This is a genomic window from Rufibacter sp. JT3400010 (assembly GCF_054956755.1).
Map to the genome: position 1 here is coordinate 90,950 of NZ_JBUDXA010000010.1, position 14,523 is coordinate 105,472.

Sequence of the window (14,523 nt, forward strand, 5' to 3'; positions counted from 1 at the left end):
TCTACAACTTAGTACTTTTGGAGCATGGATCAGCTTTCTTTGCCCGCATATTCTTACAAACTTAAGGATTCTGCAGGGAAAACATTTATTCTGGATCAGGTGCGTCGTAAATATGTGGTCTTAACTCCCGAGGAATGGGTGCGGCAACATCTTATCCATTGGCTGCACGTGCATCTGCAGTATCCGCTGGCCCTTATGAGTGTGGAGCGGGGCACCAAATACAACACGTTGCAAAAGCGCACCGATCTACGGGTATATTCCGCAGAAGGAACTCCGTTACTGCTGGTGGAATGCAAAGCGCCGCAGGTGCCCATCACTCAAGCCACCGTGCGGCAGGTGGCGGTTTACAACCAGACTGTGGATGCTCCTTATTTATTAATCAGCAACGGACGCGAGCATTACTGTTGGCATGTGCACCCGGAAACCAACCAAATCACGCCTATTCCCGTTTTGCCTTCTTTTCAGGAAATTAGCGGCTAAATAGAGGGGGAAAGGGGGGCTTTGATAAGTGTTTCTTAGAATTGGTTTGTGCATGCCTTACGCTGTTCCCTTGACTATGCGGCTTATTGCGTGGGTACAAGAGCTTTGTTGTTTCATCTTTGGCGGTAAGCGCTCACGGCCGCGAGGCCCCGCCTTCCGCCTTAGCGCTGTGATTTCTCCTCACCTGCTTCGCTAGCGCACAGAGGTGGTCGAACTCTAGGCGCTCAAGCGAAAGGCTGGAACTAGGGAAAGCAGGGATTCCCCCTTTGAAGGGGGTGAAGGGGGATGTTTACAAAAGCAGATCACACGCGTTCCTTTCTCTTCAATGACCATGGTTCAAGTCTGTGACTTGGACCTACCATGAGCGGAAGTTTGTAACTTCCGTGAGCCATAAAGCCAAAGGCGTTTTCCCCTCTTGGAGTGATCTACTACAACATGTCCTCCAAGATGCACCTGTCATTCAAGAAAGTTTTCAAGCTACTTTCAGCAAAAGGGTGTAAAAACAAAAGGCCCTCTCTTTTTAAAGAGAGGGCCTTTTGTTTTAGATATAAAGAACTAAGCCAATACCTCGGCTACATCGGTTAAGGGTAAGTTGAAGGCTTCGGCTACGCCGGGGTACACTACTTTGCCGTCTACTACGTTCAAGCCTAATCTCAGCTCATCGCGCTCCTGGCAAGCTTGTTTCCAGCCTTTGTTGGCCAGTAACAGGGCGTACGGAAGGGTGGCGTTGGTGAGGGCTAGCGTAGAAGTGTAAGGAACCGCTCCTGGCATATTGGCCACGCAGTAATGCACTACGTCGTCAATAATGAAGGTTGGGTTCTCGTGGGTAGTAGGTTTACAGGTTTCAATGCAACCTCCCTGGTCCACGGCCACGTCTACCAATACCGTACCCGGACGCATGTCTTTCAGCATGTCACGGGTAATGAGGTGAGGAGCCTTCGCGCCGGGGATCAAAACCGCCCCGATAATCAAATCTGCGTCTTTAATGGCTTCTTTGATGTTGTAGTGGTTAGACATGACGGTGGTCACGTTGGCTGGCATGATGTCATCCAGTTCGCGCAAACGCTTCAGGCTAATGTCCATGATGGTTACGTTGGCACCAAAACCAGCCGATATTTTAGCGGCCTGGGTTCCTACAATACCACCACCTAACACCAGAACATTGGCTGGTTTTACACCGGGTACGCCACCTAATAAAATGCCGCGGCCTTTCAAGGGTTTCTCCAGGTATTTAGCACCTTCTTGCGGCGCCATACGTCCGGCAACTTCGCTCATAGGTACCAGCAAAGGCAAAGAACGGTCTTTCAGCTCCACGGTCTCATAGGCCAAGCAAGTCGCTTTGCGCTCAATCATGGCGTGGGTCAGGGGCTCGTAAGAAGCAAAGTGGAAGTACGTGAACAATAATTGGCCTTCTTTGATGAGGCTATACTCTTGCTCAATAGGCTCTTTCACTTTCACAATCATCTCGGCAATGCCGTACACTTCCTCAATGGTAGGAAGGATGGTTGCGCCAGCGCTAGCGTATTCCTCATCTGAGAAACCACTGCCTTCACCGGCGGTAGCCTGCACATAAACGGTGTGTCCGTTTTTTATAAACTCCGCCACGCCACCGGGCGTAAGGGCCACGCGGTTTTCGTTGTTTTTTATCTCCTTCGGAAGACCAATTATCATTTTCTGATTTTTTAGTAGTTGGTGAAAAAGTGCTCAAATATACAGCAACCTGCTATGAGATTAACAAGTGATGCGGGATTTTAATTAACGTTTGTTCGGGTAAACTCGTTTTTTGGCTTCATTTTCCAAAACGCCGTAAAAACAGGAAAGAAAAGGCATAAAAAAAGGCAGCAACTGTGTTACTGCCATTAGTACAAAATAAAACTATGAAAAAACTATTTAAAAGGCACTGAAGCCTTGTTTACCTTAACTGAACTTTGTTTTGCGAGGCTTTCTACTACTTTGGCCTTAAGGGTAAGGGTAGGAGCAGCGCCTGTGATGTCATTAGAAAGCAGTTTTACTGCCTCAATTCTATCCTGTAACACCTGAGGGCTATAGGTAAGTTCCAATTTTGCAGATTGTCCTGCTTTTACTACCGATGGGTTCATTTTGAACGCAACACAGTTGCAGGCTGTCTGTAAACCGGTGATGTTCAAATCAGATTTACCGGTGTTCTTTAACGAGAATTTAGCGGTGGCTTTCTGGCCTTTCTCTAATTTACCGAAATCATAGGTAGTGCTGGTCACCTCAATTTTAGGCGATTTGGCAAGGTCTTCGGCTGAAACCGACGCTACCGAAGAGGGAGCCGGCGTAGCGGCTTTTGGAGTAACGGTACCTTTGATAAACAAAGACTGCGTCTCTGGATTACCGTTGGAAGTAACCGTCAAGGTTTTGTTGAAGGCACCAGGACGACCCGCGCTGTTGTAGCCCGCTTTTACCACGCCGGTTTTACCGGGCGCAATAGGTTCTTTGGGCCACTCTGGGGTAGTACAGCCGCAAGAGGCCTGCACGTGTGAAATAACTACCGGCTGATTTCCAGTGTTTTTGAATTTGAACTCGTAAACAGCTTGTACGCCTTCGGTTACATTACCGAAATCATGCAAGTCTTTTTCAAAGGTCAACACGCCTTGTGCTGAAACCATCCCTTGTGTAAGCACTACTAGGACAAGGGAAAGTAAAAGATAGACTTTTTTCATAATTTTTTAAAGATTAGCTTTCGTTAGAAGCCCTATAAGTGAGCTAACAAAAATAATAAAAATTAGTTCTGTTAGCTACAAAAATCGCCTGATAAACAGGGGGCAAGACAAACCATTTGAAAATGGGGTAAAATCTACGTAGTTTTGGCTTTAAAAATCCTTATAGAACCTTATAAGAAAACGCATGCAAACCGTTGAACGGATTAATCAGCTTTCCCTTACCAAAGAAGAAATGTTGCAGGACTATCGCATTGCGTGCGAGAGTCGGCAGGCCAGTTTAACCGGCCGCAAAGAAGTGTTCATGGGTAAAGCCAAGTTCGGGATTTTCGGTGACGGCAAAGAAGTGGCCCAGTTAGCAATGGCCCGTTTTTTCCGCCCCGGCGATTTCCGTTCAGGATACTATAGAGACCAGACGTTCATGTTCGCCATTGGCGAATTAACCTTACAGCAGTTTTTCGCGCAGTTGTACGCCCACACAGACGTGGAGCAGGAGCCGTCTACTGCCGGCCGCAGCATGACGGGCCACTTCGGGACCCGTTTATTGGACGATGAAGGGAATTGGAAGCCCCAGACCTCCGCCAAGAACTCCTCCGCAGATATTTCACCCACCGGTGCCCAGATGCCTCGCTTGTTAGGCTTGGCCTACGCATCTAAATTATACAGACAAAACCCAGAACTGCACCAATTCACAGATTTCTCTCACAACGGAGATGAAATCGCCTTCGGGACTATTGGCAACGCCTCTACCTCAGAAGGGGTGTTCTTTGAGACCATCAATGCCGCCGGGGTGTTGCAGGTGCCCATGTTGGTTTCGGTGTGGGACGATGGCTACGGCATTTCGGTGCCCGCGCACTACCAGACCACCAAGAGCAGCATCTCTGAGATTCTGGCTGGTTTCCAGCGCGAAGCGCCCGGTGAACAAGGCTACGAAATCTTCAAAGCGAAAGGCTGGGATTACGCCGGTCTGTGCGAAGTCTACCAACAGGCTACTCAGGTTTGTCGCGAGCAGCACGTACCCGTCCTGATTCACGTAGAGGAAATGACGCAGCCGCAAGGCCACTCCACGTCCGGCTCGCATGAGCGCTACAAATCAAAGGAACGGTTAGCCTGGGAAGAGGAGTACGACTGTATCAAGCAGATGCGCAATTGGTTAATCACCAACGGCTACGCCGAACACGCCGAACTGAACCAGATTGAAGCCGAGGCGAAAGAAACCGTGCGTCAGGCCCGCGCCAATGCCTGGACCTCTTTCAACAACGCCATTCAGGAAGACCACAAGCAATGCCTGCATATTCTAGACCAACTGGTGAGCAGCAGCGCCCAGAATGTCTCCCAAATCGCTACTCTTAGAGAAGAGCTGAGCAAAGTGCTGAACCCTTTGCGCTCAGACGCTATTAGAGCAGCCCGTAAAGCATTGCGCTATGTACGCCAGGAGAAAACCGCCGCTAAACGCGAACTGGTAAAATGGCTGGAAACCGTGCAGGGCGAAAATGCCGAGCGCTATAACTCCTACCTCTACAGCCAGTCAGAAGAGTCTGCGTTGCTGGTGGAAGAAATAAAACCCGAGTACACTGAAAACAGCCCGTTGGTAGATGGCCGCGAAGTGTTGCAAGCCTGTTTTGATGCCGCTTTAGCCCGTGAGCCTCGTTTATTTGCCATCGGCGAAGACGTAGGAAAGATTGGGGACGTAAACCAGGCGTTTGCCGGTTTGCAGGAAAAATATGGTGAGTTGCGCGTCACTGATACTGGAATCAGAGAGTGTACCATTGCCGGACAAGGAATTGGAGCCGCCTTACGGGGCCTCCGGCCGATTACCGAAATCCAGTACCTGGACTATTTGCTGTACGCCATCCAGATTCTGAGCGATGACGTGGCCAGTTTGCAGTACCGCACCAAAGGCGGGCAGAAAGCGCCTATGATCGTGCGCACGCGTGGTCACCGGTTGGAAGGCGTTTGGCACTCCGGTTCGCCTATGGGCATGATTGTGAATAGCTTGCGCGGAATGCACGTACTGGTGCCTAGAAACATGACCCAAGCCGCCGGATTTTACAACTTGTTGCTGAAGTCAGATGAACCGGCTTTGGTAGTGGAACCTCTGAACGGCTACCGCCTAAAAGAGCGCATTCCGGCTAACATTGGCGAGTTCACCGTGGCGTTGGGTATGCCGGAAACTTTAAGAAAAGGAACGGACATCACCATTGTCACCTACGGGTCTATGTGCAAAGTAGTCATGGAGGCCGCCGAGCAGTTGCATTCTGTGGGCATCTCAGCGGAAGTGATTGACGTACAAACCCTTCTGCCTTTTGACTTAGAGCATGTGATTACCGACTCCATCCGGAAAACCAACCGGGTGCTGATTACGGATGAAGACGTGTCTGGCGGAGCCACCGGGTATATGTTGCAAAAAGTGATTGACGAGCAGGAGGCCTGGCGTTGGCTGGACTCTAAACCGGCCACGCTTTCGGCGCAGGATCACCGCCCGTCCTACTCTACAGACGGAGACTATTTCTCTAAGCCTAGCGCCGAGGATGTCTTTGAAAGGGTGTACGCCATCATGCACGAGGCAGACCCAGTGAGTTTCCCGGCCCTTTACTAGCGGGTGAATTCTTTAAAAGCCAGCGGCCTGCTTTCATGAAAGCAGGCCGCTGGCTTTTGAAATGGAAGGAGAGATAGATTATTGTTGGGAGAACAAGATCACTTCTGAGGTGGTCACTGTCGGGCTTAAATTTCCAGCACGGTCCATGATCTGCACATCAAACCGGATGGTGTCGCCGCGTCTTAGAATGGCATTGGGGTTTCGGTTCTCCTCAAAAATATTGATGCTGTACCTGATATCGCCTTCCAAGGGTTCTTCCCTTTCAATGGTAGAAACCCTGGGGAAACGGCCATTGTAACTGATGGGAGTTCCGTTCAGGCTCAGAAGCTCAAACTTTCCGTCTATTTTTTTATAGGCTTTGCAGAGCATGTTGTGGAATCTAGGGCCACCCACTTTATAATCTCCCTGAATATCTTCTGGGAACAAGGTTTCTGACAAGCCTAAATCGCCGTCTCCATCCTGAAAGCGCGTGATCAGGATCAGAGAGTCATACGTGACGTTTGTCGCATTTTTGAGGGTGCGTTGTTCAATGCCTCTGAAGGTGAGGTTGGGCGTTAAGGAAAAATCTGGTTCATTGTAACAAGAATTGAGGCCCAGCGCACCAAATACAAAGGCCAGACCAAACAGGAGTCTACGTTTTTTCATAGAATAAGAATGTGCACCTAAGGTACAAATCATAACGCGCACTTACTTACTTTGTTGTATAATTTAGCATCATCCCCCATGGGTTTTATTGAAGCGTTTAAGAAAAATATCCTCCAGAAAGGTCCCCAGAATTTTGAGCAAGCGGCGTTGGAATTGTTTCATTTTCAGGCTATTCACAACCCTGTGTACCACGCTTATCTGGCCTTTTTAAGAGAAGACCCGCAAAACATACAGCAGCTCCACCAGATTCCTTTTTTGCCCATAGAGTTTTTCAAAACGCATACGGTGCAGTCGCATCCTTTTACGCCAGAGGCCATCTTCAAGAGCAGCGGAACCACCCTGCAACAAAGGAGTCAGCACCTAGTACTCGAAACCGATTTCTACACCCAGCATGCCCGGCAGTTGTTTGAGGAAACCTACGGCTCCCTGGAAAATTGCGTGGTGCTGGCCCTGCTGCCGTCTTACCTGGAACAGGGAGATTCATCGCTGGTCATGATGGTAGACCATTTCATCAAAGCGACCAAACAAACCCAACCCGGATTTTACCTCACGAACCACGCAGAACTGCGCGAAGCCGTGCAAAAAGCAAAAGCCGCCCACCAGAAAATCTACCTCTTCGGGGTCACGTACGCGCTGCTGGATTTGGCCGAGGAACTGGAAACCCCGGAGTTCAGCGGTGTGACCATCTTTGAAACCGGAGGCATGAAAGGTCGGCGGCGCGAGATGGTACGGGAAGAACTGCATTCCATTTTAACGCGAGCCTTCAACGTAGACACCATCCATTCTGAATACGGCATGACCGAACTCCTGTCTCAGGCGTACTCCACCGGCGAAGGTATTTTCCAACCGTCCCGCACGTTACGGGTATTGGTGCGGGATGTGAATGATCCGTTCTCTGTTTCTAGCGATGCCGGTTCTGGCGGGGTGAATGTCATTGATCTGGCCAACGTAGATTCTTGCGCTTTTATAGAGACTAAAGATTTGGGCAAACTCTACGCCGATGGCTCTTTTGAGATTATGGGGCGGTTTGACAATTCTGATATTAGAGGATGTAATTTGCTGGTGAGCTGATTTTCTGTCGGTTTTGTTTAGGGCTTCTTTGGGGATAATGGCTTGTAAATGCCTTACGCTGTTCCCTTGGCTGTGCGGCTGTTGCGTTGAATCGGTTGGTGCATGCAGTTTGCCTGTTGCTGGCGTGGCGGGTGGTTGATGCGGTGCCCTTATGCTGGGTTGTTGCATGGCTTCCCTCCGTGCGCTCATGGCCGCGGGGCCCCGTCTTCCCCTCGCGCACTGCCCTTTCGGCCTGAGGTGTCTTTCTCTCTTAGTTTCGCCATTGCAGGGCCAAAAGCGAGGCGCGCTCGGGAAAGACTGGAAAAGGGGAAAGTAGGTTTGGTATAAAATACAAAGTATCATGGTTCAAGTCTGTGACTTGGACCTACCATAACCGGAAGTTTGCAACTTCCGTGAGGGGAAGGCTTCTAATGCAGAGATTCCCCCTTTGAAGGTGGCGTAGGGGGATGTTTACACAAGCAGATCATACGCATTCCTTTCTTCTGCAAAGCGTCGTTTTACACCTCTTTTTCTAAAAACTGCTTCAAAACAGCCGCGCCTCTCAGCTATAAACTGAGAGGCGCGGCTGTTTATGGAATGGCTGCTTACTTAGAGTAGGCTTTGGCGTCATCTTCGGTGATGGTGTCTTCGCTCATGATCACCAGGCGCTCTACCACGTTTCTAAGTTCGCGAACGTTGCCGCGCCAGTCCAAACCTTGTAGGTAGGTGAGGGCCTCTGAAGAAATTTTCTTGGGTTTGTTGCCATAATCGCGGGCCACGTCTTGGAGGAATTTTTCCACCAGATCAGGTATGTCTTCGCGGCGCTCGTTCAGGGGCGGCACATGAATCAGGATCACACTGAGGCGGTGGTACAAGTCTTCCCGGAAGTTTTTGGCTTCAATTTCCTCCAGCAGGTTTTTATTGGTGGCAGCCACTACGCGTACATCTACCGTGATGTCTTTGTCTCCGCCTACGCGGGTGATTTTGTGCTCCTGCAGGGCGCGTAATACTTTGGCTTGGGCCGAAAGGCTCATGTCGCCAATCTCATCCAGAAACAAGGTACCTCCGGTGGCTTGCTCAAACTTCCCGATGCGCTGTTTTACCGCTGATGTAAACGAGCCTTTCTCATGCCCGAATAATTCGCTTTCAATCAATTCGCTGGGAATGGCCGCGCAGTTTACTTCCACCAAGGGACCTGAGGCACGGTTACTTTGCTCATGGAGCGAGCGGGCGACCAATTCTTTTCCGGCGCCGTTGGGGCCGGTGATCAGCACCCGGGCATCTGTAGGGGCTACTTTGGCTACGGCAGATTTCACCTTGCCCAAAGCAGGGGAGGAGCCCACCATTTCATAGGTTTTAGAAATCTTTTTCTTGAGGGTCTTGGTTTCAGTGACCAGCGTGGCTTTGTCCAGTGCATTGCGCACACTTACCAAGAGGCGGTTCAAATCTGGCGGTTTCACCAGAAAGTCATAGGCGCCTTTCTTGGTGGCTTCCACGGCGGTGTCAATGGTGCCATGGGCCGAAATCATGATAAAAGGGGTATCTGGTACCAGCACCATGGCTCTCTCCAGCACCTCCATGCCGTCTACTTTGGGCATTTTGATATCGCAGAGCACCACGTCATATTTACTTTTCTGGAGCAGATCAAGCCCGCGTTCGCCGTCTTCGGCTTCGTCTACGGTATAGTTTTCGTACTCCAGAATTTCTTTGAGGGTGTAGCGAATGCTACGTTCATCATCTATGATCAGGATTTTGGGCATGTGTTTTTTTGATTTAGAATACCAACGGTTAAACCGAAGGGTTTATTCCTGGGGCATACGCGGGAACAACCCTATTGGATATTTTGGAGCCAGTTTGCCAGATTCGACCTATAAACCGACGTATAACAAAGAATAAAAGTATAAAAAGTTAAGCAGTTGGCAAGTGCTGGGCTCAGGTTCCCTGCGCAACTGCCAATAAGACTTTGATTCTTTCTAAAGAGGCTAACATATTGCCATATTCTGTGGTCAGCGGAGTGCCGCCCATGGGAACATTCTCTCGTTTAAACGTCATCTTGCTTGCTGCAAATTCTCTGGCAGAGGCATGGAATTCCGTCACGCCGGTTTTCGCCAGAAGCGGGACTAGGTTTTGTTCCGTAATTCCGCCGCCCGGCATGATGGTCAGGTCTTTTCCGGCTTTTCTGCATAGTTCGGCAATAAGGTCTGCCCCTTCAGGAGCCGAGGCTTTCTGCCCTGAGGTAAGCAATCGGTCAACTTTTAGGTGAAGCAGCGCGGCAAGAGCTTGGTACGGGTCTGGCGTTAAGTCAAAGGCCCGATGAAAGGTGACACTAAGCGAACGGGCCAGTGTTATCAATTCCTGCGTGCGGAGGGTGTCAATGTTCCCGTCTGGTAGTAAAATGCCTAGCACAACCCCATCGGCACCTAGTTGTTTGGCTACCTCAATGTCCTGTCGCATGACAGCAAACTCAAGGTCAGAGTACAGGAAATCGCCCCGGCGCGGCCGAATGAGGATGTGCAGACCAATGGAAAGGTGCTCTCGGCATAGCCGAATCATGCCCGCGCTGGGGGAGGTGCCACCTTCCACCAGATTCGCACAGAGTTCTACCCGCCGGGCACCCGCTTTCTCTGCTGTAATTGCAGATTCTACGGAGTCTACGCACACCTCCATGCCTATTGGTTTACCCATAGAACTTATAGCTTAAATTTAGCATCCAGCAATTTATTTGTGTGGGTATCACGCACCGCATAGTTGAACCCGCGCTGAATGCAGTAACCGCCGTACTCGCCTTGTTTGTTGATGGCAATGAAACCCACCTGCAGGTCTTTTACATTTTTCTGTTTGGAGATAATGCGCTCTACGGCCAGTTGGCAGGCTTTCTCAGGGGCGTGTCCCTGGCGCATCAGTTCTACCACCAAATGACTGCCTACCATCCTGATGACCGCTTCGCCTAAGCCGGTGGCGGTTGCGGCGCCAATCTCATTGTCTACAAACAGCCCTGCTCCAATAATAGGAGAATCGCCCACGCGGCCCCTCATTTTGAAGGCGGCTCCGCTGGTGGTACAAGCCCCGGCCAGGTTCCCGTGTACGTCTAAGGCGAGCAAGCCAATAGTGTCATGGTTTTCAATATTGATGACCGGTTTGTACTTGGATTCTTTGAGCCAGTTTTTCCAGTCTTTCTCTGATTCTGGGGTAAGCAGATTCTCTTTCTGGAAGCCCTTAGACAGCGCAAACTTCAGCGCTCCGTCGCCCACTAGCATCACGTGGGGCGTGTCTTCCATTACTTTGCGGGCTACCGAGATGGGATGCTTGATGTGCTGAAGGTAGGCCACTGCACCGCAGTTGCTGTCTTTGTCCATAATGCAGGCATCTAAGGTCACGTTTCCTTCCCGGTCTGGGAAGCCGCCATAACCCACAGTTCGCACGTTGGGGTCAGCCTCGGGCACCCGAACGCCGGCTTCCACGGCATCCAGCGCATGGCCGTTCTGGGAAAGGATTTTCCAGGCGGCTTCGTTGGCGGGCATTCCGTGGTCCCAGGTAGAAATCACCAGCGGTTTATTGGTTTTGCCTTGCGGTAACGTTCCGGCAAAAACCCGGTGAATGGGATACAAGCCGCTCACAAAAGCGGTACCAAGCGCCGAAAGCCGTAAGAAATGTCGTCTGCTTTTCATGTGGAAGAAAGAATTTCTGGTAAAGAGGAGTACTGCCGGCGTAAGATGCCAAGGGATTTTGAGCCGTTTTCCAGAAAATAGAGCGTAAACTATTTTTCTCATTGCTCCGTCTTACTAAAAAGTACTGAATGGAAGAAAGCAACATGCCGCGTTAGAGCGCCAGTACACCCTCCAGCACAATCTGGGCCTGGCTCCGGACTTCCAGCGTGCTTTCATCTTTGATTCGTAGATCCAGATAGCCGCCCCTGGCCGAGAGTTGAAACGCCCGCAGCTCGGTTTTCTGCAACCTATCGGCCCAGAATGTGGCCAACACACTATGCGCCGACCCAGTCACAGGGTCTTCATTGATGCCCACCCAAGGCCAGAAGCACCTGGAATAAAAATCATAGTCCGGGTCTTCAGATTTGGTGGTCACAGCCAAGCCGTTGACACTGTCCAGTAGCCGCACCAGTTGCGGGAAATCTGGCCGAAGTTGGAGCAGGGTTTCTTTGTCTGGCACTTCCAGAATGAGCATCTGAATGGCTTCTGAGAAATACAGAGAGGCCACGGCGGGCGAAAGGCTCAAGGCTTCAAAGATGACCGGCAGCGCCGGATGGGGCTTATAACCGTACAGCGGAAACTGCATGAGAATACTTCCAGCTTCCTGTACGGCTTGTAGTACCAGGTTCTGCCGGGTCTTAAACGTTACCTGCGCCAGTTCTAGCTTCTCCAGCACCAACTTCGCGGAGGCCAAGGTGGCGTGTCCGCAAAAAGCTATTTCTGTGGTAGGAGTGAAGTACCGGATGTCAAAGGTAGAAGCCTGTTCTGACTGGCGCACCAGAAAAGCTGTTTCAGACAGATTGAGTTCGGCGGCAATGGCTTGCATGTGCTGTTCTGCCAATGGTTCCTCCAGTAGACACACGCCTGCCGGGTTTCCCTTGAACGCTTCCTTCGTAAAGGCGTCAATGATGTAGGTTTTAATTTGCATGTTCCCTCCAAGCTAAGGGCTCAATCTACTAAAGTTCTGGTTTTATCTATGGCATTGCCCTTAGAAAACTCTCTTTAGAAGTAACTTTTATTTAAAGATCACTTGAAAGGTGATGTAATGGTTTATGTTGAAAGTTTGCCCCCAATTCTCAACTGGAATTCCGTCTTTGCTCAACTCACAGTACAACAGTAAGCCTGGCTGGGCAGGGTCTTCATACGGAAGGCTGTAAGCAAACAAGGTGATGGGTTTGTCCATGCTATAACGCACCACTTTTCCGTCTGATGGGTCTCTAAGGCTGTAGGTGGTCGCTTTTGTGGTAGGAAACATTCTGAGGTTACTGAAATTAGGGAAGAAGAACTGGACTTTAACCGAGTCCTTTCCCACCTTCTTTGACATGAGCGCAAAATCCAAGTTGTCGCCTTCAATCTTCAAACCCATTTTACTGGTATTCACCAAGGTATCGGTTTTAGCCAACTTTTTATTCCAGTATTCTTTCGCTACAATCTTGTAATGTTTGTTCTTTAGCTGCTTGCCTTCCACATTGATATTGAAGTAGTCAATTCCCTCAAATCTGTAGTAGTCTTTTAGCTCCTGTGAACTAACTCCCCATTTAACTGTCACATTGATTGAATCATGTTTCTGCCCTGATGAGGTGGAAATTATTAGGAAGCTTAACGCTATAAGAGAGAAGAAACTTTTCATGAGTTTTAGATGCAATTTTTTAAATGTTCAGGCTAAACGGCATAGGAGGTCGTCCGATGGCTAACCTTTATACAGTTTTAATAAACGTTTTTCTTTTTAATAATCTATTTAAATGAGTTTATTTTTTGAGCTTTTGATAACAGTTTTCATTTTCATAATAGCCTACGCAAAACAAGATTGTTCCATTCTTTCTGTCCACATAACCACTACCATTGCTTACAGTATCATTTAATAGTTCTGGAAATCGAGATACATCTCTATCAAAATTTAAAAAATAAGGTGAGTCAAAACTAATAACGTCATGCTCAATTGTCCATTTACCATCCATTTCAAGCACCAATTTTTCTGATTTATCATAAACCCTTCTATGGTACCTTCCTTGGGTTTGTATTTGGATTGTATCAAAAGTGTTTACGTAATTAACAGGAGCATACCATCCAATAATTTCAGCTTCACCATAAGTGCAACCTGCCTGGAATAAGGTTAAGTAAAAGCAAATAACGACAAGTATAATAGCTATTTTATTTTTCATGGTTTGTCGCCTTACTGTTAACGTTTTGACTAAACGGCGGCAGAGGCTGTCGGCCGAAAATTCTGCATTTTTAGGCGTAATTATTGTTTTTTTCTAGGATATTGAAATGAGTTTAACTTTTCAACAAGTGTCTTCCAATCTATGAACTCTCCTACAGTTTTAAACGCATCTAAATCGATGTACCTATTCTTGAACGGCTTTTCTTTTTTATTTAACCGTTCAAGTAAATATACTATCCTTTCAAATATCTCATTTGAAGTCATATTCCTTGGCAAGGAATGTTCAAAAGCTTTTCCATAATATTCGAATCTCTTCTTTCTTACCCCTTTACAAATTCTTTTTGATGTTATAAAATAATAGTCCCCTCTAACTTGCGAACCTAGAATATAGAGATTTATCCAACCAGTAACTTCATTATATTTTCAAGGGTACCAAACACTTCTATGGAAAAAATTTATTATATTTTGATATGAAATTGGTGCAGTTTCTTTCTAATCCTCTTTTTTAAATTCACTTTCTTTTAATTTCATTTCTTTAGTATGGGTTTCTAAGTCGCATCTATAGATTGGAATTTCAAAAAAGTAAGGTTCTAACATCTGGAATTTTTAATTTAATTACGCCTAATGGACCTGTGTATACGGCGGCGGAGGCCGTCGGCCAAGATGCCGTATACACCTTGTTGTTCGGAGTTATTTATCTTTATTTCTTAGCTAAGGAAATATAATAATCTGATTTGATGAAGTTGATGCAATCTTCTATTATCCTTTTGAGAGCATCTTTTTCCTTCTCCATGATGCCTGTTCCCCAATCAGCTCGTTGAACTGCAATAAGTATCTCTTTTTCAGTTTCCGACCTTACTTCAACTTCTTTTCTGTTTAACAAAAGGCTTCCTGGTCGGGGAAGGTTGTCATACCTTTTTAAAGCTACTTTCTGAACAAACTCAATCTTGCAAGTTTGAGAACTTTGGTCTTGTAAAATTAAAGTTACCGTTCCTCCATCCATCCAGAGTTGAACATCTTCAATTGTCAGCTTTTCTTTAATATTGAACACTTTTACTATTAATTACGCACAACTACTGTATTTATGCACCACCTACACTTTTCAGCCCTATGTGCGCAGGTGAGTTGTTAATGTGAACAGACAATATACCACCGAGCAATCTCTCTAAGGTAGTAAATACCACCAATTTACCAATC

At 48.0% G+C, this 14,523-nt stretch carries 13 protein-coding genes; 3 read left to right on the forward strand and 10 right to left on the reverse strand.

Going from position 1 to position 14,523, the window contains the following annotated elements; all coding sequences use genetic code 11:
* Nucleotides 1-24: 24 nt before the first annotated feature.
* On the forward strand, nt 25-480 hold the full coding sequence (locus ACY0JR_RS11620) for a type I restriction enzyme HsdR N-terminal domain-containing protein (RefSeq protein WP_462634256.1): 456 nt from the start codon (nt 25-27) through the stop codon (nt 478-480).
* 555 nt (nt 481-1,035) lie between these two features.
* Here the strand turns inward: ACY0JR_RS11620 and ald are convergent.
* Nucleotides 1,036-2,151 carry an alanine dehydrogenase gene (ald, locus tag ACY0JR_RS11625; protein WP_462634257.1) on the reverse strand — a complete coding sequence of 372 codons (1,116 nt, stop codon included), beginning with the start codon at nt 2,149-2,151 and terminating at the stop codon, nt 1,036-1,038.
* A gap of 215 nt (nt 2,152-2,366) precedes the next feature.
* Nucleotides 2,367-3,167, reverse strand: a complete 801-nt coding sequence (locus ACY0JR_RS11630) for a DUF1573 domain-containing protein (RefSeq protein ID WP_462634258.1) — start codon at nt 3,165-3,167, stop codon at nt 2,367-2,369.
* Between the two features lie 184 nt (nt 3,168-3,351).
* Here ACY0JR_RS11630 and ACY0JR_RS11635 point away from each other — a divergent pair, with 184 nt between their 5' ends.
* On the forward strand, nt 3,352-5,763 hold the full coding sequence (locus ACY0JR_RS11635) for an alpha-ketoacid dehydrogenase subunit alpha/beta (protein ID WP_462634259.1): 2,412 nt from the start codon (nt 3,352-3,354) through the stop codon (nt 5,761-5,763).
* Nucleotides 5,764-5,841: 78 nt separating this feature from the next.
* Here ACY0JR_RS11635 and ACY0JR_RS11640 read toward each other — a convergent pair whose 3' ends face one another.
* A complete protein-coding gene (locus ACY0JR_RS11640; RefSeq protein ID WP_462634260.1) occupies nt 5,842-6,408 on the reverse strand; it encodes a hypothetical protein in 567 nt (188 codons plus the stop codon).
* Between the two features lie 78 nt (nt 6,409-6,486).
* Between ACY0JR_RS11640 and ACY0JR_RS11645 the strand changes: the two genes are divergently transcribed.
* The gene (locus ACY0JR_RS11645) at nt 6,487-7,479 is read left to right on the forward strand and encodes an acyl transferase (protein WP_462634261.1); all 993 of its coding nucleotides are present in this window, start codon (nt 6,487-6,489) and stop codon (nt 7,477-7,479) included.
* 584 nt (nt 7,480-8,063) lie between these two features.
* Here ACY0JR_RS11645 and ACY0JR_RS11650 read toward each other — a convergent pair.
* The 7 genes from ACY0JR_RS11650 to ACY0JR_RS11680 all read right to left on the reverse strand — a co-directional run bounded on the left by ACY0JR_RS11650 (nt 8,064) and on the right by ACY0JR_RS11680 (nt 14,377).
* Nucleotides 8,064-9,218, reverse strand: a complete 1,155-nt coding sequence (locus tag ACY0JR_RS11650) for a sigma-54-dependent transcriptional regulator (RefSeq protein ID WP_462634262.1) — start codon at nt 9,216-9,218, stop codon at nt 8,064-8,066.
* A gap of 172 nt (nt 9,219-9,390) precedes the next feature.
* On the reverse strand, nt 9,391-10,143 hold the full coding sequence (locus ACY0JR_RS11655; RefSeq protein ID WP_462634263.1) for a copper homeostasis protein CutC: 753 nt from the start codon (nt 10,141-10,143) through the stop codon (nt 9,391-9,393).
* A gap of 5 nt (nt 10,144-10,148) precedes the next feature.
* A complete protein-coding gene (locus ACY0JR_RS11660; RefSeq protein WP_462634264.1) occupies nt 10,149-11,126 on the reverse strand; it encodes an isoaspartyl peptidase/L-asparaginase family protein in 978 nt (325 codons plus the stop codon).
* A 151-nt stretch (nt 11,127-11,277) separates the two neighbouring features.
* Complete coding sequence (locus tag ACY0JR_RS11665; protein WP_462634265.1) at nt 11,278-12,093, reverse strand: PhzF family phenazine biosynthesis protein; 816 nt, start codon at nt 12,091-12,093, stop codon at nt 11,278-11,280.
* 87 nt (nt 12,094-12,180) lie between these two features.
* Complete coding sequence (locus ACY0JR_RS11670; RefSeq protein WP_462634266.1) at nt 12,181-12,714, reverse strand: hypothetical protein; 534 nt, start codon at nt 12,712-12,714, stop codon at nt 12,181-12,183.
* A gap of 199 nt (nt 12,715-12,913) precedes the next feature.
* Complete coding sequence (locus ACY0JR_RS11675) at nt 12,914-13,327, reverse strand: hypothetical protein (protein WP_462634267.1); 414 nt, start codon at nt 13,325-13,327, stop codon at nt 12,914-12,916.
* A 699-nt stretch (nt 13,328-14,026) separates the two neighbouring features.
* Nucleotides 14,027-14,377, reverse strand: a complete 351-nt coding sequence (locus ACY0JR_RS11680) for a hypothetical protein (RefSeq protein ID WP_462634268.1) — start codon at nt 14,375-14,377, stop codon at nt 14,027-14,029.
* Between the last annotated feature and the right edge of the window lie 146 nt (nt 14,378-14,523).